This is a genomic window from Hymenobacter volaticus, from assembly GCF_022921055.1.
GTDB lineage: Bacteria > Bacteroidota > Bacteroidia > Cytophagales > Hymenobacteraceae > Hymenobacter > Hymenobacter volaticus.
The window spans coordinates 240,730-260,477 of record NZ_CP095062.1 but is presented as its reverse complement, the minus strand read 5'-3'; the positions used below and the strand labels follow the sequence as shown (position 1 = coordinate 260,477).

At 50.4% G+C, this 19,748-nt stretch carries 16 protein-coding genes; 5 read left to right on the top strand and 11 right to left on the bottom strand.

The features are described from left to right. Positions 1-61 precede the first annotated feature (61 nt). A complete protein-coding gene (locus MUN86_RS24160) occupies positions 62-2,158 on the bottom strand; it encodes an NHL repeat-containing protein (RefSeq protein ID WP_245125978.1) in 2,097 nt (698 codons plus the stop codon). Between the two features lie 645 nt (positions 2,159-2,803). Here MUN86_RS24160 and MUN86_RS24155 point away from each other — a divergent pair. From MUN86_RS24155 to MUN86_RS24145, 3 genes are read left to right on the top strand one after another with little or no spacing between them, the layout of a single operon-like run. Next, positions 2,804-3,412: a carbohydrate-binding family 9-like protein gene (locus MUN86_RS24155; RefSeq protein WP_245125976.1), complete on the top strand. Its 609-nt coding sequence runs from the start codon at positions 2,804-2,806 to the stop codon at positions 3,410-3,412. Positions 3,413-3,423: 11 nt separating this feature from the next. After that, positions 3,424-3,852 carry a hypothetical protein gene (locus tag MUN86_RS24150; RefSeq protein ID WP_245125974.1) on the top strand — a complete coding sequence of 143 codons (429 nt, stop codon included), beginning with the start codon at positions 3,424-3,426 and terminating at the stop codon, positions 3,850-3,852. Further along, positions 3,852-4,067, top strand: a complete 216-nt coding sequence (locus MUN86_RS24145) for a hypothetical protein (RefSeq protein ID WP_245125972.1) — start codon at positions 3,852-3,854, stop codon at positions 4,065-4,067. The genes MUN86_RS24150 and MUN86_RS24145 overlap by 1 nt, the downstream gene beginning before the upstream one ends. Positions 4,068-4,113: 46 nt before the next feature. Here MUN86_RS24145 and MUN86_RS24140 read toward each other — a convergent pair whose 3' ends face one another. Continuing rightward, entirely contained in the window at positions 4,114-6,423 is a 2,310-nt protein-coding gene (locus MUN86_RS24140) for a GH92 family glycosyl hydrolase (RefSeq protein ID WP_245125970.1), read from the bottom strand. Positions 6,424-6,513: 90 nt separating this feature from the next. After that, on the bottom strand, positions 6,514-7,422 hold the full coding sequence (locus MUN86_RS24135; RefSeq protein WP_245125968.1) for an ROK family protein: 909 nt from the start codon (positions 7,420-7,422) through the stop codon (positions 6,514-6,516). Between the two features lie 738 nt (positions 7,423-8,160). Here MUN86_RS24135 and MUN86_RS24130 point away from each other — a divergent pair. Then, positions 8,161-9,192 carry a glycosylasparaginase gene (locus MUN86_RS24130; RefSeq protein ID WP_245125966.1) on the top strand — a complete coding sequence of 344 codons (1,032 nt, stop codon included), beginning with the start codon at positions 8,161-8,163 and terminating at the stop codon, positions 9,190-9,192. Continuing rightward, complete coding sequence (locus MUN86_RS24125; RefSeq protein ID WP_245125964.1) at positions 9,189-9,914, top strand: copper homeostasis protein CutC; 726 nt, start codon at positions 9,189-9,191, stop codon at positions 9,912-9,914. Before MUN86_RS24130 ends, MUN86_RS24125 begins: the two co-directional genes overlap by 4 nt. Positions 9,915-10,580: 666 nt before the next feature. Here the strand turns inward: MUN86_RS24125 and MUN86_RS24120 are convergent. The 8 genes from MUN86_RS24120 to MUN86_RS24085 all read right to left on the bottom strand — a co-directional run bounded on the left by MUN86_RS24120 (position 10,581) and on the right by MUN86_RS24085 (position 19,373). Continuing rightward, complete coding sequence (locus MUN86_RS24120) at positions 10,581-12,188, bottom strand: beta-mannosidase (protein ID WP_245125962.1); 1,608 nt, start codon at positions 12,186-12,188, stop codon at positions 10,581-10,583. Next, on the bottom strand, positions 12,170-12,331 hold the full coding sequence (locus MUN86_RS24115) for a hypothetical protein (protein WP_245125960.1): 162 nt from the start codon (positions 12,329-12,331) through the stop codon (positions 12,170-12,172). Before MUN86_RS24115 ends, MUN86_RS24120 begins: the two co-directional genes overlap by 19 nt. Next, positions 12,328-13,152: a glycosyl hydrolase 2 galactose-binding domain-containing protein gene (locus MUN86_RS24110; RefSeq protein WP_245125958.1), complete on the bottom strand. Its 825-nt coding sequence runs from the start codon at positions 13,150-13,152 to the stop codon at positions 12,328-12,330. The genes MUN86_RS24115 and MUN86_RS24110 overlap by 4 nt, the downstream gene beginning before the upstream one ends. Before the next feature lie 495 nt (positions 13,153-13,647). Further along, complete coding sequence (locus tag MUN86_RS24105) at positions 13,648-14,079, bottom strand: hypothetical protein (protein ID WP_245125956.1); 432 nt, start codon at positions 14,077-14,079, stop codon at positions 13,648-13,650. Between the two features lie 312 nt (positions 14,080-14,391). Next, positions 14,392-15,762: a T9SS type A sorting domain-containing protein gene (locus MUN86_RS24100; RefSeq protein ID WP_245125954.1), complete on the bottom strand. Its 1,371-nt coding sequence runs from the start codon at positions 15,760-15,762 to the stop codon at positions 14,392-14,394. A 370-nt stretch (positions 15,763-16,132) separates the two neighbouring features. Continuing rightward, entirely contained in the window at positions 16,133-17,377 is a 1,245-nt protein-coding gene (locus MUN86_RS24095) for a TolC family protein (RefSeq protein ID WP_245125952.1), read from the bottom strand. Positions 17,378-17,547: 170 nt separating this feature from the next. Then, positions 17,548-18,216: a DUF4956 domain-containing protein gene (locus MUN86_RS24090; protein ID WP_245125950.1), complete on the bottom strand. Its 669-nt coding sequence runs from the start codon at positions 18,214-18,216 to the stop codon at positions 17,548-17,550. Between the two features lie 77 nt (positions 18,217-18,293). Beyond that, complete coding sequence (locus MUN86_RS24085) at positions 18,294-19,373, bottom strand: HlyD family secretion protein (protein WP_245125948.1); 1,080 nt, start codon at positions 19,371-19,373, stop codon at positions 18,294-18,296. Positions 19,374-19,748: the final 375 nt, after the last annotated feature.

The window sequence follows — 19,748 nt, the reverse complement described above, 5'->3', positions numbered from 1 at the left end:
GTACTCGGCAGCCACTGCTGCTTACTGCCAAACTGCATAGCCTTAACGTAGGTAGCCGGCGCTATTGGTTCTGCACCGATACCGGGTTCGGCACCTGAAGCCGGTGAACGTGAATGCCGCCGAAATAGGCTTCGTCGGTGGTGAGTTCGAAGAGCGTGTTACCGGATTGTAGCAGGCAACTGTAGCCGGTGTTGTTGGCATACCCGGCGGGGGCGGCATCAAGGTCGTGGAAATCGGGTTGGTCGCGGCTGTAGCGTCCGTACTGGGCTAAATAGGTGCCATCCTGCTTAAACAACCAATGCTGGTTGGAAAAGAAGCCATTCTGGCCGTCGTAGCTGCACACCACGTACTGACCCACCGCGTGAACGGCTACCCCGGTGTGTCCCCCGAAATCGGAGCCGGAACCTTGCGCCGGATAGAAGCCAGGCACGATTTGCTGGATGTTGGTCATCAGCTTGTTGGGCAAGCCCAACCAACTCCACTTAGTTTGGCCCGGCTTGATACCGCCCAAATGGAAGGCACCCACTTTGGTTTGGGGCGCTCGGAAGCTGATCCAAGTGCCGTCGGCCGTGACCGGACATTCGTCTTGCTGGTTCCACCCGCCGTAGCTAAGCGGCCGGTTGTTTTGCTTGGCCAACTCGGCAATGAAATCCACCTTTTTCTGCACCGGGCCAAACACCGGGTTGTTGTGACTATCGAAGCCTTCAAATGCTTGAAAGTAGCCGCACTGCCGCTTATTGCCAGCGCCGTCGTCGGTGATTTCCCACCACCGGATACCCTCCGGATAGATAATCTTGCTACGGCCGGTATTGGGCCCGTAATCGATATGAATGCCAGTGCGCCGGGCCACACCGGAAGCGGGCAGTTCTACCAATTCCGTTTGCCAACCTTGATTGTTGAAATCGGAATCGTGACACTGCGCGAAGGTGCGTTTCACTCCCTTGCTGGTATAAGTCACAACGTGTAGAAACGGTCCGAGCTTACGACTAAACTGAGCCGACCAGTTCTTTTTCAGAAGCCAGGTAGGATGGGCCAGCTGAGTTTGGTCGCCTCCCCGAATCGGGCGCGTCCAGTCTACTTCTAGCTCCATAAAGTCGGAGTGAACCCGCTTGACGTCGTTGGGGTCCACGGCAATTTTGTAGTGACAGGGCAGCCAGCCGAATTGCCCCAGATATTTCCAGGTGGCGCTGTAGTGCATGACGCGGTAGTTGCCGGCGTCGAGCAGCCAGATGGAACCATCGGGGGCTACATCCAGCGAGCCAAGCGGCTTGTCGTAGTCGCTGTTGGTCGTGTCCTGGGTGCCAAGGCTCTCGCGGTTCACAAACAGGAAGCTCGACAAGGTAACGTCGGGGCTCAGTTTGTTGCCACCCGGCTTGGCTGGGAACACACCTGCGGGCTTACCATTGGGCAAAAATTCTTTTACCTGCTGGTGGTTGCCGCCGTCTTGCACCAACAAGGTGCCGTTAGGGCGCATGGCCAACGCTACGGGTTGTTGTAAGCTTTGAATGGTGGTCTGCAGGACGAAATCAGGCGTAGTACGGGTGCTGCGGTTCACGTATTGCTTCACCGTTCCTTGGCTTATCACCCAAAAGTCACCCGACGGAGAAAACACGCATTTTCCGGGGGCTGGCAGGCGAAGCGTCGAGAGCAATACACCGGTGGTTTTGTGGTAGAATTGAACGGTGTTTTGGTATTTCCGGCAGACCGCCAGCAAACTATTGCCCCGTTCCACTCGCATGCCGCTTATTTGCTGTGCCTTCACGAAGGCCGGGTCCCAGCCCCCGAGCTTCTGCTTCAAGCCAACCACTCCGTCGTAGCCGGCGTCGCTGTCGTGGGCTTTGTCGCCGGCAAAAGTAGCCCGGTCTCCTTTCGGAAAACGGTGCAAGCCTCGATCGGAGCAGCGCCGAGCAACCACGTACACCGAGCTGTTTTTGTCCCAGCCATTGTTGTTGCTGGCTATGTAGTACAGCGTTCCGTCGGTATCGACATGGTCGACAACGGACAGCATGTTGTTGGCCAGCGCCAGCCGCGCGTTGCGCGTTTGGTCGGTAAAGGTGCTTACGTTTTCGTGCGTCTCGGCGTAGCCAGCCCCAACAATACCGCCCGCCGGACCATAGGCTACAGATCGAACGAAGGAAGCGCCCCGCCACGGTTTCACCGAGAAATTGTCGCTAGTGGTACCAATGATGCCTGCCCACTGGTAGGGCCAGTTGGGGGTATAGGTAGAGCAGAGAGTACAGGCGGCTCGCTGGGTTGAAAACTCTTGGCAAGCAACGCTTCCACTTTAGAACAGGAGTTTGCTGAAAGCAAAAACAATAAAACGAAAAGTGCACTCCTCATATTCCCTTTTATCAAGTAACGCTTAGCCAAACGAAGAACAATATAGCGTGGTACAGCGGATGACCATTTTCCTACGGCAAAAGCAATAGATTCCGCGCTTCTAAAATGGAGTAGTACACCACCAAACATAATTGCGTGCCCGCCCACGCAAAGTTGTTATATTGCCAATAGCGCACCTTAGTAAGCGCAGATAAGCGAAAGGCAATGTGCTTAACAGCAGGCTGTCAGGTTTGTCAGCCGAAGAAGCAACCTAGGCTGCTCACGCATTCAACAGGATTCCATGACAAACCCTTATGGTTCTCTTCGGTGGCCTTCTATTTGTGCTGTCATTGTAGTCTTTCCAGTGTTGGCCGAAAGCAGCGTCCGAAGAGAGTCTACTTCAGTGTGGCGGCAATCCGATGGCAAAATGCCGTCTTGGTGGAAACGTAGCCGCCGTTGGTGGTGCCTGCTTTTCTTGCTAATTATGAACTCACCTATACAAGCGCAAACCATGTTTCAAGGCTTGGACGCGCTGTTTACACCGCCCAAAAGCTACGTGGTGCAGCATACAGTGCAGGCTTTGCAAATGGATGGCAACCTACAGGAGAGCGACTGGCAGAAAGCCCCTTGGATAACCGATTTCGTTGATATTGAAGGCGCCGGTAAACCGCTGCCAACCTGGAAAACACGCGTGAAAATGTTGTGGAATGATTCCACGTTGTTTGTCGCGGCGGCCTTGCAAGAACCACAACTTTGGGCCACTCAAACCGAGCACGACGATATTATCTTCAAAGACAACGACTTCGAAGTTTTTATAGACCCTGATAACAACACGCATCAGTACTTTGAAATCGAAGTGAATGCGCTCAACAAAACCTTCGACTTATTTCTGCCCAAGCCCTACCGGAACGGCGGAGATGCCTTGGTAAGTTGGGATGCGGCCGGTCTGCAGTCGGCCGTAAAGCTGGAGGGTACGCTCAATCAGCCGCAAGACCGAGACCAAGGCTGGGTAGTAGAAATGGCAGTACCGCTGAAATCGTTGCGCTTGGGGTATAGTTTTCGGGCGCCGACGGAGGGGCCTTGTGGCGCATAAATTTTTCGCGTGTGGAATGGGACACGCGCAGCAGTGAAGGCAAAATCAGCAAGCTGAAAGACGCAGCCGGCAAAGACATGCCCGAACACAACTGGGTATGGTCGCCGCAAGGCGTAGTGAATATGCATTACCCGGAGCGTTGGGGCTATTTGCAGTTTTCCCGCCAAGTCAATACCGTCTTCCGGCTACCTTATGCCGAGTTGCAGAAACGTTATTTGTGGCTGGTCTACTACCGCCAAAAACAGTACCGTGAGAAATTTGGGCGCTATGCTACTACATTGGCCGAGTTGAAAATTACGTCCCAGGTTACTCTGGAAAATCAAGTCAACCAGCTCCAGCTAGAGGCTACACCCCGGCAGTTCACGGCCACGATTACGGCCCCAAACACTCCGGCTATCCGCCTCAACGACGAAGGGCTTCTCACCTATACGAAGCCATAATGAGCCGCCGAAAAGCTATTAAAGGCAGTATAGTGGCGGATTTGACTGCTGCCATTTTGCTCAGAGCCACCCAAGCCAACTTGCCCATTGGGGCCGGGAAACGGGAGTGGAAGTACAGCAAGAAACAGAAGGCCTTGCGTAATGGCGTGGCGGATGTTTCCTTGTTTGGCCATGCGCCGGAGGCTACGCGGCTGACGCTGAAAATACTTCCTTGAAGCTAGTGCGGCCTAGCTAACCTAAACAAGCCAGTTTGTAGGTTTGCTAGGGCTGGCTGGTTACGGACTGAGGACGGTCTTGCTTGGCCACGCCCCATGTGATGCTAGGTTTATTGCCCATCTCGAAAACAAGCTTGCCGCCGGCCACCAAATCCTTGTGCAGAATATACGATTTCGAATACGGTTTGCCATTGAGCGACACGCGTTGAATGTACTTGTTGGCCGGACCATTGTTCTTCACCTCGATAGCAAGCGTTTTGCCATTGCCTAGCGCCACAGACGCTCTGTTTACTACCGGACTGCCAAACACGTACGCACCGTTAGCCGGGTTTACGGGGTAAAAGCCGAGCGCGGAGAATATATACCAAGCCGACATCTGCCCCACATCTTCGTTACCGATGATGCCATCCATCTTGTCGGTGTAGAAGTTGTCTAGTATGAACCGGACTTGGTTGGCCGTTTTCCAAGGTTGCCCAACGTAGGCATACAAGTAGGTGATATGATGGCTCGGCTCGTTACCGTGCGCATACTGCCCGATCAAGCCGCTGATGTCGTTTGAGGCCTCGGCGCCCATGTTGCCCTTGGCGGTAAAGAGCGAATCTAGCTTCTGGCTGAATGCGTTGTCACCGCCTAGCAAACCAACCAAGCCTTCTACATCTTGCGGCACCAGCCAAGTGTATTGCCAGGCATTGCCTTCCGTGAAATCGTCTTTACGGTGGCGCGACTCGAAGGGGTTAAACGGGGTGCGCCACTGATTTTGGGCCACTCGGCCGCGCATGAAGCGGGTCTGCTTATCGAAGTAGTTCTGATAGTTTTTGCCGCGCTTGCTGTAGTACGCGTAATCGTCGGCTTTGCCCATTTTCTTGGCCATCTGGGCAATGCACCAATCATCGATGGCATATTCCAGGCCCTTGGCTACGCTTTCCCCTTCGCTATCGGCAGGAATGTAGCCTAGCTCTTTCACCGCTTTTAGGCCGTAGTCGTCGCGCATGGCGGTGGCGCGTACGGCTTCATACGCTAGGTTGGCATCAAAGCCTTTGAATCCTTTCAGGTAGGCATCCACTACCACCGGCACGGCGCTGTAGCCAACCATAGTGTTGGTTTCGCTGCCCATTAGGTGCCACACCGGCAACTTGCCTTGCTGCTGATACACCGCAAGCATGGAGTTGATCATGTCATTGACCCGGTTCGGCTGTATGACGGTGAACAAAGGGTTAGCTGCGCGGTAGGTATCCCAAAGGGAAAAAGTGGTCAGGTTAGTGAACGAAGCCTTCTTATAGACTTTCTTATCGGTGCCCAGATAATCTCCGTTATGGTCGTTGAAGACGGAAGGGGCAATCATGGTGTGGTACAGAGCCGTGTAAAACGTCTTTAGCCGCGTTTCCGAATCCGCCTCGATTTTCACTTTTTGCAACTCCTGATTCCAAGCTGCGTCAGCCGCCGCCACCGTCTTATTGAAGTTCCAATGCGGAATTTCAGCGCGGATATTGGCCAGGGCGTTTTCCGAGCTTACTGGCGAAATACCCACCTTTAACTTCACTTTTTCGCCGGCCTTTGTGCTGAAGGTAGCTACCCCTTTGAGGCGGGTGCCTTTGGTAGCAGGGGTAGTAGTACCTAAGCTGTCGGTTACCAGCAAGCTGGTAAACTGACGAATAGGCTTCGAGAAGACCGCGGCAAAGTACACGCGTTGGTCTGTGGCCCATCCTTTAGAGAAGCGGTAGCCAACTACCGTGCTGTCGTTGAGTTTTTCGATGTAGGTATCCGTGGCCTGGTCCCAGCCGATTCCCTGCTCTAAATCGAGGACGATGTGAGATTCTGCGGCTTGCGGGAAGGTATATTGGTGGAAGCCAACGCGCGAGGAAGCGGTAAGCTCCGCCTGGATGTTGTAGCGCTTCAGCTTAACGGAGTAGTATCCTGGCTTGGCAATTTCGTCGCGGTGCGAAAACAAAGACAAGTAGCCTTTGCTTGGGTCTTTCAATCTGCCTTTCGTTACCCGGACTGGTCCTGTAGTAGGCATCACCGCTATGTCGCCTAGGTCGCCAATGCCTGTGCCACTAAGGTGGGTGTGGGAAAAGCCCACGATAGTCGAGTCCGAGTAATGGTAACCTGAGCACCAGTCCCAGCCCTGCGACAGGTTTACGGGCCCCAGCTGCACCGCTCCAAACGGAACGTTGGCTCCCATAAATACGTGGCCATGAAACCCCGTGCCAATGTACGGGTCCACGTGGCGGGTAAGGCTAGTGCTGTTTCCTTTGCTGGCAACCTGTTGGCTGTTGGCAAAGCTGGCAAAAAGCAGAACCAAGCCGGAAGCCAGCACGACAACAGATTTCACCATGTGCACAGCGTTACTCTTCATAGCAGACTTAAGGTAGTTGAAAGTTGGTGGGTGCTCTGACTCAGGCTTTGCCTGTTCAGAAATGAGAGAACGGTAGTTAACACCTCGCACTCAAAGTGAAAGCACCTGTTGAGGCGTAACGCTCAGTTCTAGTTTGCTTTTGCAAAGCGCGGCGGCGCCCAATACGGCCGCATTGCCGAGTTCCGACGGGGCTATTGTCAGACGGTCGGTTACTATCTTGAATGGAAACTCCAGTACGCTTTTGTGGAGGGCTTCCTGGAAATATTTGTAGCATTTGCTGATCGAGCCACCCAGAAATATAGCCTCCGGGGATAATGCGTACAGAATAACCTTGATGGCGTTGCCTAGGTGTTCGCCGAACTGCGAGAAAGCCTCCAACGCTTGCAACTCGCCACGCTGAGCAAGCAGGTGTAATTCGGTGCCAGGCAATCCGAAGTTCTGGACGAAGAACTTGCCACTGCAGTAGTCTTCAATGGTCTTGTCACGATAGGGAATGCAGCCAAATTCGCCGGCGCTTGAGAGAGTGCCCGAATACACATCGTTGTTGATGATAATACCCGCGCCGAATCCTGTTCCGAGCGTGATGCCTACCAAGTTGGTGCACTCTTTTCCTTTCCCGTAAATCTTTTCGCCAATGGCAAAAGCATTGGCATCGTTGGTTATGTATACGGGCACCTTGAAATGGCTTGCCAAGTGCCCTTTCAAACTCACTTCTCGCCAAGAAGGAATGTTCTGTACGTTGTGGACGATGCCGTTCTTTTCATCGACCAACCCGGGGACGCCTATTCCAATACCGGCCACCTCACTATCCATGACCGATTTGATGCTGTCCACCAATGCGCCTAGGATCTGTTCTTTGGGCGCAGTGGCGGACGTTTCGAATTGAATCTCTTGAATGATGCGCTCGTCCTGCACCACCCCAACATGAATTTTGGTTCCCCCAATATCTATTCCGATGTACTTCGTGTGGTGGCTATCCGTAGGGTTGGTGTATTTCATAACTCGCATTGAAAAAGTGAACCGCCGGATTCACCTAAGGAACATCTGTAAAGGTGCTGAGCTTACGTAGCTGTAAAATGGGCAGTTGGTTTGAATAGCTTGGTATGCATAAGAACCTAGCTAGTAGAGTTTCTCATCGGAAACTGTAAGCGCGTACCCAAACGAAAACTTCACCTTTTACTTCTAAAAACAGGTTCCGGATGCCTTCAACAAGTCCATGGATACCAGTCATAATTTTCCGTTATCCAAATCCTTTGCTACCCATGCACGAAGCTGATCTAAGGAATAAACTGAACCCTTAGGATGCAGTCTGATTGTGTCAAGGTAATAAACTATTTAAATTAATTATCAGAAAAATGAAAATTGTGCGCGCACACATCGATTACGTGTGCGTTAACATTGCTAAACCAACGTAAATCAAAAGGCTTTTTATGCAAGTTGTTAACCTGCGTATTAGGACAACTAGGCTTTCAATTAATAGCGCTTAGATGATGTGTATCAGCAAATAAGCTTCAAGTAATGCATGGGTAAAAAGCTTACAGGCACATCAGCGTATGGTTAATAAGACACCATGCATCGAGGTAATTTATAAAGGCTGGTAGTTGATAAGTATAGCCACACGCAAAGCTCAATAACCACAAGAGGAACTGCCTAGCAAGCAGGTAAGGAGTATGGTAGGTGCTTCGGAAACAATAAAAACTTTCTTTCTTTGGGCTCCACTCCTTGTTCACGTTACTTATGCCTTCTCGCCGAAAGTTTCTTATCTCTTCCACCGCTGGGCTAGCAGTACTTACTTTAGGCCAACGTGCGGAGGCTGCTAGCATTGAGTTGCCGCCGCAACCTGTAGTTGGTAAGCCACTAGTAATTTCCACCTGGGATACGGGCTTGGCGGCCAACTTAGGAGCCTGGAAAATACTGAGCAAAGGAGGCCGGGCCTTGGATGCAGCAGAGGCCGGCGTGATGGTAACGGAAGCGTCGCAGAATTGCTGCGTAGGCTTAGGCGGCAATCCAGACCGTGACGGTATCGTAACGCTGGACGCCTGCATCATGGACGATAAGTTCAACTGCGGCAGCGTGGCTGCTTTGGAGCGCATCAAGCACCCAATTAGCGTGGCGCGGCGCGTTATGGAACGCACGCCTCACGTAATGCTCGTTGGCGAAGGAGCGCAGCAGTTTGCCGTAGCCCAAGGTTTCCCGCTGGAGCCTCAAAAGCTTAGCCTCGATGCTGAAAAAGCGTACCGGGAATGGTTGAAGACCAGCCAGTACAAACCAGTGGTGAACATCGAGAATTCGGGCTCCAAGAAATCAACCGGACCGGTAGGCGGCGCCAACAACCACGATACTATTGCGCTACTGGCCCAAGATGCGCAAGGCAACCTCAGCGGTAGCTGCACCACCAGCGGAATGGGCTTCAAGATGCGCGGCCGCCTCGGCGACTCACCTCTGATTGGCTCGGGCTTGTTCGTTGATAATAGTGTAGGCGCGGCCGCTGCCACCGGCCAGGGAGAAGACGTGATACGCATTGCTGGCGCGCATACGGTTGTGGAATTCATGCGCCAGGGCCTCTCCCCGAAAGCAGCCTGTAAGGCCGCTATCGAGCGGGTAGCCAAGATCAAAGGCGAAAAAGCCCGCGACATTCAAGTGTGTTTCATCGCCGTTAATACGCAGGGTGTGCACGGGGCCTTTGCCTTGCAAAAAGGCTTCAGCTATGCCGTCTGCGACGCTAGCAACCAACAGCAACTCATCCAAAGCGAATACTTACTGTCGTGAAGCGGGTGCTGGAAATTTGCGCTAGCTCGGTGCAGTCGGCCGTGGCAGCGCAGGCAGGTGGCGCCCATCGGATTGAGTTGTGCCAGAACTTAGAGCAGGGGGGTATTACGCCTTCTTTTGGTTTACTGAGCCAAGTGCTGAAACTGCTATCAATTCCGGTGTTCGTGTTGATTCGGCCGCGCCCAGGCAATTTCGTATACGATACTAATGAGCAAGCCATTATGGTCGCCGACATCATTCAGTGTCGAGCGGCAGGATGCGCTGGGGTAGTACTAGGTGCTCTCACTCGCGAGGGCCGTGTGGATATTACTGTTTGTCAGAAGCTTATAGAAGCAGCTGGCCCTTTGTCAGTAACATTCCACCGTGCCTTCGATGTGTGCAGCAACCAAGCACAGGCGCTTGAAGAAATAATAGGGTTGGGCTGCCAACGCATTCTTACTTCCGGAGGCGAACCTGCGGCCCCAGCCGCCCAAGCGAAGTTAGCCGCCCTCGTTAAACAAGCAGCTGACCGTATCAGCATCATGCCGGGCAGTGGCGTAACCCCTCACACCATCCGCGGCTTAATAGAAACTACCGGCGCCAATGAGTTCCACGCTAGCGCCAAGCATTCAATAGCTAGCTCTAGTGCGCCTTTTTCTCCAATGTTTGACGCCATTCTGCCGGAAGCTGAACCCATGATTGTAGCAGAGCTGGTCACGCAACTTGACAAGCATAAGGCATAGCGGTTAGCTAGCAGACTTGCCCGAGCTTATCTTGCCTAGACACAGGCATGTATCTTCACCTGCGTAAAGCATAACTCTTGATATAACTCCGGTTCTCGCAACTTGCTAGCTTGCTTGCCTCAGATGAGCGCTTCTTGCAGCGCCTTAGGCCATACTAGCATATTGATTTCCTCGTCTAGCTTTTGGTATCGGTTTGATCCTCTTTTCGGAAATGAATCTGATATCGGGTCATACCCTAGTGGCCACTCTTCACTTGGCAGCTCATTCCAAGAGTAGATGGGGTACGGGGGAACAGGATCAGTAGGCCAGAAGTAAGAGAAAACACCTGAGAGTAGTTTGTGTACAAGTTGCATAATAGGCAGGTAGGAACAGTATAGAATAAACTTAATGATACACCTAGTATAATTCAACAAGTAAGGTATAATTATTTATAATCTATCCAAAAACCTGGATTCCGATAGGTATTGAAGTTAATACTATACCAGCAAATCTGCTGTCCGCAAAAACTAAGCTTCACTTAAATTGTAATATGGCACGCCATACTGATCAATAAGAAAGCATTGGCTACCTAATACAAAAGCCCGAGGTTAAACGGGGCTTTTGTGTTAGGTAGCCAACCAATTCAGACTAGATGCTGCTATCCGTGAAGGATATAACGTTACTATTTTACATGGCGGCTTCGTTGATACTCAAGAAGGTGATGTCACTTTTCTTTAGCGCTTTGTTAGCATGAAATGTAACAGTCTTAGCTTTTCCAGGAATCAAGTCGAAGTAATTGTCCGAGAAGATGATGGCATCGTCGCCGGCCGACACGCGTAGGTTTTTAGCTAGCTGCGTACTGGTGAGCTTAAGAACAAAACCGTCCTTGTCTTTCGTGAGGGTGTAGTTGATAACCGGCTTGTTAAGCTTCAAGTCTTTAGGATTTTCGAAGTACAAGCAATTCTGCGCCAGCTCCTGGTTCTGGCTAAGCAAGCTCACATCAAGCAATACGCTGTTGCGATTCGCACCTTTTAGAAGTTCCTTCACCGGAACTCGGTACACATTCATGCTGGTGTTAGCTGGTACATTGACGTTCCTTTTGCTTTCGTTGAGCACTTTACCGCTGAAGTCGAGCAACCGGATTTGCAACTGCGCGTCCACAGCTTTCAATTGGTCTGACACTACGTATATCTGCACAGAATCCTTTTTCACAATGGGTGAGACTAGTAACGCTTCGAAAGCTCGCTTCGACTCATACTGCTGAGCCTTCCAAAAGCCGTTATAATCCATGCTCGACCACGAGGCCGCGGGCCAGCAGTCGTCGATCTGCCAGTACAATGACCCCATGCAATAGGGCTTAGCCCGGCGGTGCGCTTCAATGGCGAGCTTGATAGCTTCGGCCTGTAGCACCTGCCCGGTATACAAAAAGTTGGGGAAAGCCTTTGGGACCTTGTACCAAGCTTGCATGTACTGCAGTATAGCGCCATTGCCTACGTAAGAGCGCTGGTGCGACTTCATAATCTCGGAGTTGATATCGTAGTCCTTAGGCGTAGCGAAGGTGTTGATGGTTTGCATGTCGGGAAACGACTGAAAGCCATACTCACTCATGAAAGGCCCGATATTTTCGAGATACAGCTCAATAGGCTTTTTGCCTCCCCATACTTCCCAAAAGTGCACGTCGCCGGAGGTGCGGCTGTCAGGGTTGGTCGTGGTCCAGTTGGTTGGTTGCGGCGAGGTCGACCAGTAAAACTTTTCGTCATCGTAGCCTTTCACAACGGCAGGTAAAATGCTGTGAAATATCTCTTTATAAGCATTGATAACACTCATAGAGTCCTGCCGATTACGGAACGCTCCCTTTGCTGAACCCCAATAGTTGGAACCCATGAAAGCGGCGATTTCGTTGTTGCCGCACCACATGGCAATGGCCGGGTGGTTGCGCAAGCGTTTCACGTTTTCTACGGCTTCCTCGTAGATGTTTTGCTTGTGGGTTTCCAGTGGAGGCACCATGGCGCAGGCAAACATGAAGTCCTGCCAGATCATGATGCCTTTTTCGTCGCAGAGGTCATAGAACAAGTCGTTTTCGTAGATGCCCCCGCCCCATACCCGCAGCATGTTCATGTTGCTGGTCACGGCCGTGTTGATGACGTGTTCGTAGCGAGCTTTATTAACCCGAGGCAAGAAGTTGTCCTGCGGAATGTAGTTAGCGCCTTTCATGAACATCTTTACTCCGTTCACTAAGAAGTAAAACGAGTTGGCTTTCGGGCCAGTTTCCTGTATCACTTCCACCGTCCGCATCCCCGACGAACCTGCTTTTCGCTAAGCGCTTTCGTGCCATCCTTGAGCACTGCCCGGAACGTGTAGAGCTTTTGTGCACCGTAGCCGTTAGGCCACCACAACTCGGGCTTCGGTAGTGTGAAGCTGCATACTAAGTTGTTCATGCCTTTGGCCAGAAACACGGGCCGTGAGTAAATGGGGTGGCGTTGCCGTCCACGGTTACTTCCAGTTGCTTGGTGCCGGCAGTCAGGCTTTCCACTTCCAATCGGGCCTCCAACTCAGCCTGCTCTGTGGTTAACTTTTTTTGCTTAATGAATAGGTCCTGGATTCGGGCCACGTTCATGGGTGCTAAATATACAGGGCGCCAGATGCCAGACGTAACCAAGCGCGGGCCCCAGTCCCAGCCGTAGTGGTAACCGGCCTTACGAGTGAACACACTTACTTTGTGTTCCCCTGGTCCGGCCTGGTCGTTGTCACTAGCGGGCACCTGAAAGGGTAGGCTTTTGAACAGTTCTTCGCCCTTCACCATGGGGGCATGAAAGTATACGCGCAGGGCGTTGCTGCCGGCTTTAAGCTGCGGTTTCACGTCCCTTTTCCATTGCCGAAACATATTATCGGCTTCCAGCACCTTCACGTCGTTCACGTACACGTCAGCGTAGGTGTCGAGCCCCTCGAAAACCAGGTAGAGCTTGTCGCTCTTGAGTTGGTTGGCATCGACGGTAAACGTGGTTTTATACTCCCAATCCGCCTTGCCAATCCACTGCTGGTCTTTCTCGTTTATGCGGTAGAAGGGGTCCTGGATCTGCTTGGTGTTTAGCAAGTCGGTGTGCACAGTGCCGGGAACCATAGCTGCACCCCATTTGCTGTCACCCGCTTTGCGAAATTCCCACTTGTCAGTTAATGGGATAAGCTGTTGAGCCTTTGCAGTGAAGGTAAATAGCAAGAAGAGCAGCACCCCAAGTAAATTCTGTTTCAAGGTAAGCATGGGTGTTTTACGGCGAGGAGTGAGGTAGTTTAGGGGCAATCAAACAGGCAGAACAAACCATTTAAGCTGCACGGCAAGTAATCTGAAGCGTCAACTTGCACAATTCAGTTGAAAGAGAAGCAGCCACTAAGCTGACGAAGGGTGATTCTTCATTTTCGTATAGCGGTTTCACCGAACATAAATCAAGCTGTTTAGAGCTAAAGCCTACTTGTTTTCTCATGTGCTAAGCCGCAACTGTTGCTTATGAAAGCAGGCAAAACAGACTTCTGGTAACAATAAGAAAGAACACGAAAGTGCCTAACTGCTAAAACGCTTTAGCGACAAAGGTGACAATCTAATTAATTCTTGTGCAAATCCTGAAGTGTAGTCTTTCACCCTAACTCAACTGACGCAGCAGTAAGTAGCTTATTGATAGCTATAATTCTCTATGAGTACTAGAATAAATAAGCGTTTCTAGAACTCCCTGCTCGTTGTTAATAGCTAACGCTTTCATACCTAAAACCAGTGTTCCTGGATGAAGTTCTGGTGGTAGTTAAACTGCTCTACCCAGTGCGGTTGCGCATAGAAGTTGGTCCACACGCGGGTGACACAGTCCACTGTTAGGGGAAGGTCTTGCGCATTACGGTATAGGAATCCACGCGTAGGGTCCCATACCACATAAGCGAAATACGAAATACCGCGGCTGTCTCCCCGCTGAAACACCTGTACAATGTCAGCTTCGTATACTTCTTGGCCCTGGTCATCCAATACACCGCTTGCCAACATCAGCCGGTATTTGCGTTTGGCTTTATAATCTCTTAAGTCCCGAGCTGTCACCTGATAAGGATGCCCGTCGTACTCGATTGTATCGCCGACAGCTAGGTCGTAGCGCATGTGTCCTCTAGTATGGGGTGCAGTCCAATGGCGAAAACGGAGGGTATTTCTCATAGGCAAGCGGAAACGAAAGCTATTTAACTAGGTTACAAGCGGACGTATGTCGCCAACTGGCTCCATGCATTTATAAACGCGTTCCGAAAGGTAGAAACACCAACTTAATAGTGTGCTTTTGGCCCTTACTATAAAAGGCATACCTATTAGGATAGAAACCATCAGAGCGCACTCTGTCGTTGGTTATTGAGCACAAAAAAGCGCCATAGTCGAGTCCGTACTGCTGTTTAGGGTTCAGTACGGGCTCGGTTATGGCGCTTTATTAAGCTAGCTTGCCTAAGAATTCATAAGCTGCTTAGTGCGAAGTAAGACTTACTCTGTTTTGCTGATACGCTGCACCAAACGGCCATCTACGCTAAGCAGATAGGTGCCAGCTGATAAACCGCTTAAATCAAGCTGACCTGAAGTAGGTAGAACGTTCGTGTGCTGTAAGCGACCCATTAGGTCATGTACCTCAGCTACGTGACCGGCCGAACCAGTAGTTAAACGCACGGTCACGTATTGTTGCGCAGGGTTAGGAAAGGCTGTGGCTTCCGTTTTGTTGAAGGCAGAACGAACTGCCAGCGCCGTAGCAACCGGGCTTAGCGCAACACCACGAAACACTGTATTGGTTGGCGCCGTGGCAAATGCAGCAGGTAACACCGCTGTGGTAGGGGCCGCATTGTAGCCTGAAGCATCCTCCACCGTATAAAGTCCACCGGGGCCACTTGCAACCAGTGTCACAACGGAGCCCGTTACCTTGCCGGTCAAGCCTCGCACTGCTGCTGTTGCGCTACCGATAGTGCCATTGCGAGTCCAGGTGCCGCCTACAAAACTCCACTTCTCAATTCCGCCACCGTTGGACATCGTGCCACTCGACGGAACCCGGTCGTCGGCTACATATATCACGTCGATACCGGGCACGGCACTACTTTGATCTGTACAGAAAAAGCCAAACGAACTTGGTCCTGCATCCGTGAGAAAGCCTGGCAACAGCGCTAGGGCCTGACCTGCCGCTGTGGGTGCTCCTGTGCCTACTTGCATCACCCCATAGCTACTCGAAGAGGATGCCCCTACGTATAAGTTGCCACCGAAGAAATTGATGGTACGTAAGTTGGTTGGACTACCAGTACTTAAGGCCGTTGTCGGACCTAAGTTGCCTAAGGGCAGGTATCGAACCCCACTATTGGCTCCTACTACATAAAAAGAGCTGCCATCCAGTGAGGCTGCCGAGCGAATGTTGTTGGTGTCAAAAGCGTCATTGATCCGCGTAGTGGTGTTAACGGTACCATCCGCCGCAATGCGCCCAATTACACGGTTAGTTGTAGCTGCCGCCGTATTAGCTACAGATACGGTGCCTAATGGAGAGTTATATCCCGTTAAAATAAGGAAGCGGCCGTCGGCCGAGCGTGTCAGATTCGCATCGGAGGTAGCACTACCGCTCTCGTTTAGCGCGAAATTGGAACCAGTATTTGTGGTAGGTAAAGGCACTTCCTGCACCAGTGTACCAGTAGGTGAATACTCAACCAAAAAAGTGGCGGTAGCTGCATTTGTTAGAGCGGCTGAGCCGTTGCCGATGCGCACAACTACATAGTTGCCTGCTGTAAAGGGTTTTACTGTCTGAGCTTGCGCCACTATGCTCGCTAAGCTTAAGGTAGCACCTAACAGAAAAATGCTTTGAGTTCGAGTAGAGAAATATTTCATAGATGAGAAATGAAGTATAAAATCTGTTGACTAAATCTGACCGTTCATGCTGAAACCAAGCTATAGATTACAACTTTACTTATCCCTATCGATTTAGCTTTCCGAGCAGTGATGAGGAGTGTTATGAGTACTAGCATGCAGCCAATACCGAACAACCCCGCATCAATAAAAGCTAAATGTTATAGTTGGTAAAATAATAGTACTATAAAAAGACAGGTCTCAAGCTTGGCTGGCCTTAAGGGCCGCAAGATGCAATTATGCGTCTATATTATTGTTATCGTAATGTTTCGTTTCACCTGTGAGTGCAAGACGAGCAAAAAGGTTGAAGCGCATTGGTATGCTGAACTGAAACGATTTTCTAATGGGTATTCTAAAGTACTGAAGGCAGTGGCTTGCCTTGGTAGAAATCCAACGTCTTTTGCTTGAAAAAGCAGTCATATTTAGCTTGTATCAATTCGGATTGGGCAGTTACCAATCGGCTACGCGTCACACTGTATTCCATAGCATTGAGGCCACCAAGCTCCAGCATTTTGGCCGCGTACCGGTGTTCTTCGCTCAGAAGACTATACTGCAACTGCAGAACCCGATACTTCTTGGCTGCAGCTTTATAGTCCAGTAACGCACTCATTACTTTGCCACTGAGGTCCCGCTCTACCTGTTGGTAATTTAGCTTCGCCGATTCTGCATTCAATTTGGCTAATTGGTCGGTGTTGCGCAGCAGAAAACCGTTAGCAATTGGTACGTACAAGGACAACCCAACCCGCCGGTTCAGGTTGTCAAGCACTTGGTTGGTAAATACTTCGGTTTTGTAGTTCGACGTACGCGTGGCCAGTTGAGCCGTAAGCGCAAAGGTAGGCTTATAGCTAGCCCGTTCTAACTGCCAAGCGTGCTGCGTCGCCTCAACTCGGGCTTGTGCGGCTTTCAAATCAGGTAGTGCAGTGGCAGCTGCGGTTACCACTTCTGCACTTATTAGCTCCGTTGGTAGCCAATCGTCCGAAATCTTGCCTGTTTGCACAGTTAAATCCTCAGCAAGCGGCAAACCGACAACTTGTTTCAAGTTGAGTATGGCCTTATCTACCCCATTTTCCGCGTAAACAGTCTGCAACTCCTCTGCCGCAACCTGAGATTGTAGATTCAGCCAATCCCTTTTGCTAAGGACTCCCTTATCTACTTGATTTTTTACTTTTCGCTGTTGTTCAACCAAATAAGCTGCTCGCTGCTTGGAGTTTTTGAGTTGCTCTTGACCCAGCAGAACTTGTAAGAAGGCATAGATTATGTTTAGGGAGGTGCTGTTGCTGCTTACTTGGTAATCGTAGGTTGCGGCGGCTACTTGCTGGGTACGTAGCTTGATCTGGTGCGAAGTGGCAAATCCATTGAACAGATTCCAGTTCATGTTCAGGGCCGCCTGATTGCCAAAGTTGAATTGATCGGATAATTCGTTGGTAGATGGGTCAATGAGGAAGCCCCAGTTTCCGGTCGTGCGCATTCGGGCATTGACTGTGGGCAGGAAGGATTTGTTGGCCGTATTGAGTTGTACAATGCTTTTGTCTTGCAGCAAACCAGCTTGCTGCACCTGCAAATTATTGGTTTGTGCAAAAGCTAGACAGTCACCCAAAGTCCAGGTTTTTTGCGCGGAGGCAGCGTGGCTAATTAGGAAAAGCAGAACGCACGCCGAGTAGGTTTTAAGAAATACCAAACCTGGCAGGCCGGCCTTTTCTGAATTAAAAGTGCAATTGCGGAGCGATAAGAGGAGAAGTTGGTGCATATACTTGTTCGGAGTAGGCGCTATACTTCCAGAGCCAGAGTTACTTGCTTGATGCCTTCTACTTCCTTCAATGCGTCCACCAAAGCCTCGCTACTGTTACCATTCTTTAAGTTCGTCACGTAAGAAAGCTGCATAAACAAGCCTTTCTTCTCTCTTGATGCCTGCGTGCTTACCACCTTATAGCGCTGGCAAAAGGCTTGTAGGATAGGAGCATAGTCACTTTCCGGACTGGTAGACGTCTCCCGAATGATAGTTAGTATCAGGTTCTCCGGCTGGGTGTTGGCCATGGCGCGGGCCATACCAATTGTTACCAAGCCAATAAGCAGGCACCCCGCCAAGGACACAGCGTATAATCCTTCACCGCAAGCCAACCCTATGGCCAGTGCGAAAAAAAGGAACATAAAGTCTTGCGCATCCTTGCTGGCAGTTCGGAACCGAATGATCGATAAGATGCCAACCATACTGAATGCTTGCGCCAGATTATCCCCGACAACCATCATCACGAAGGAAGTAATCATAGTCAGCATCACAATCGACTTAACTAGATTAACCGAATAGCTTCCTTTCCGAAAAGCAATTGTGTAAAAGAAGGAAATAAGCAGGCCACAAAGTGTAGCCCATGCTGTGTGGCCAAGTACCTCCCGAACCGTGATAGTAAAATTGAAAACCTGCTGAACGTCCTGATGCATAGAATGAAAAGCTCAACGCGGAGCAACAACCAAATGAATAAACCAGCCCGAAAGGATAGCGGGAGTAACTATAGCACTCAATAAGTAAGTAGTGTCTGCGCTATTCGGGCTACATGATCGGCCAAGGAAATGGGTTCACAGGAAAGAGTAGTCCTAACGACCATACCTGGAACGAGCGGCGCATTTTTTTCTTCAATCAGCGCCGTGACAAAGAAGGCTTGACGGCCATCAACGATCTGCACCGTGTTATCTATCCCAATTATTCTGCCTATTGCCGTTTGTGTTGTGCCCGTAACCGCTACTTCTATCTGTTGCTTCTCCTGAACGTAGTTGCGCTCTAAGTAATTGATCGGCAGAATAGCGACAAAAGTGGAATTGTCGGCTACTGATACCAGTACTTCCTCTGTAGGATTTACCGGAGCTTTCTTTAGCAGTACCGCACCCGATACCGGCGAAACAACTGTTAGCTCCTTCAAGCTTTGTTGAATATGACGAATCTGTTGTTGTAATGAAATAATTCGGGTACGTATAACTCGGATTTGCTCAGGCTTGCCACCTGTAGTGACTGATTTATACTCCGCCCCAATCATGTTTACATTCAATTCGCGGACGCGGAGCTTATTGACCGACAGCTCGTAGTTCTGCAAAGAGGTTAAGGAATCTTGATGTAAGGCCTGTGTACGAGCTGTCAATGCACGTTGAGATGCTAGCTCTTGTTTGGCCAAGGCCAATTGGTTGGCAACTTCCTCTACGTCAGCAGGTTTCTGGCCAGAGCTGACAAGTTGTAACTCAGCTTCTTGCACCGCTAGTTCGCCCTGTAATTGTACCAGTCGCTCCTGATCCTGGTTGGAATACATTCGGGCTACCGTGTCTCCTTTGGCTAAGGAGGGTAAGTGATAAATCTTTGGATTCAACTGGAAATCAGCTTGGTAGCCTCTCTGGAAAACCGAGGCAGAAAACGCACTCAGCCGACCGGTGCGGTTATCTTTCAAAGCAGAAATCAAGTTGCCGTTTTGCGCTCTACTTAATGTCCACTCGCTAACGGGCATTATCAAACTGCTCGTTTCTATTGTATACGGAAACGTGTATGGGCCCTGCAACAGCAGCATATTGGCTAGCAAGACAGGAGTAGCTGCTAAAAACAGGTTTCTTTTCAAGAACATTCTAACCATCAGTACACAGCACCCTCTTCAGTTCTAACTCGAAAGAATTTGTCTATTGAAATCGTTATATTGTACCAAGCTGTAAAGATATTGATATTTTCGTTGTAAAGCTAAAGGCTCATTTTTAGATCATGCTAATAGAGATTGGGTTGCGTTCATTTCTGTCAGCAAGGATAGCAAGTCCTGTCATACAAAATGGGCATGTCGAATATGGTGATTATCGTCTGCCTGATGAAATTGCACACTGCTACTACATTTAGGTTGGCACTAGAACCTATGTCAGCTAAGATAAATATTGCAAAAGGAGGACGCTGAGAAGTGCGTAAGCTGCGCACATCATGATATGGTGTATCATCTTTTGGCTATACA

Bases quoted from the DNA above. Each gene is read 5' to 3' on its own strand.
- MUN86_RS24135 (WP_245125968.1), bottom strand. From the start codon at position 7,422: ATGAAATACACCAACCCTACGGATAGCCACCACACGAAGTACATCGGA.
- MUN86_RS24120 (WP_245125962.1), bottom strand. From the start codon at position 12,188: ATGCGGACGGTGGAAGTGATACAGGAAACTGGCCCGAAAGCCAACTCG.
- MUN86_RS24105 (WP_245125956.1), bottom strand. From the start codon at position 14,079: ATGAGAAATACCCTCCGTTTTCGCCATTGGACTGCACCCCATACTAGA.
- MUN86_RS24155 (WP_245125976.1), top strand. From the start codon at position 2,804: ATGAACTCACCTATACAAGCGCAAACCATGTTTCAAGGCTTGGACGCG.
- MUN86_RS24130 (WP_245125966.1), top strand. From the start codon at position 8,161: ATGCCTTCTCGCCGAAAGTTTCTTATCTCTTCCACCGCTGGGCTAGCA.
- MUN86_RS24090 (WP_245125950.1), bottom strand. From the start codon at position 18,216: ATGCATCAGGACGTTCAGCAGGTTTTCAATTTTACTATCACGGTTCGG.
- MUN86_RS24145 (WP_245125972.1), top strand. From the start codon at position 3,852: ATGAGCCGCCGAAAAGCTATTAAAGGCAGTATAGTGGCGGATTTGACT.
- MUN86_RS24110 (WP_245125958.1), bottom strand. From the start codon at position 13,152: ATGCTTACCTTGAAACAGAATTTACTTGGGGTGCTGCTCTTCTTGCTA.
- MUN86_RS24100 (WP_245125954.1), bottom strand. From the start codon at position 15,762: ATGAAATATTTCTCTACTCGAACTCAAAGCATTTTTCTGTTAGGTGCT.
- MUN86_RS24115 (WP_245125960.1), bottom strand. From the start codon at position 12,331: ATGAACAACTTAGTATGCAGCTTCACACTACCGAAGCCCGAGTTGTGG.
- MUN86_RS24140 (WP_245125970.1), bottom strand. From the start codon at position 6,423: ATGAAGAGTAACGCTGTGCACATGGTGAAATCTGTTGTCGTGCTGGCT.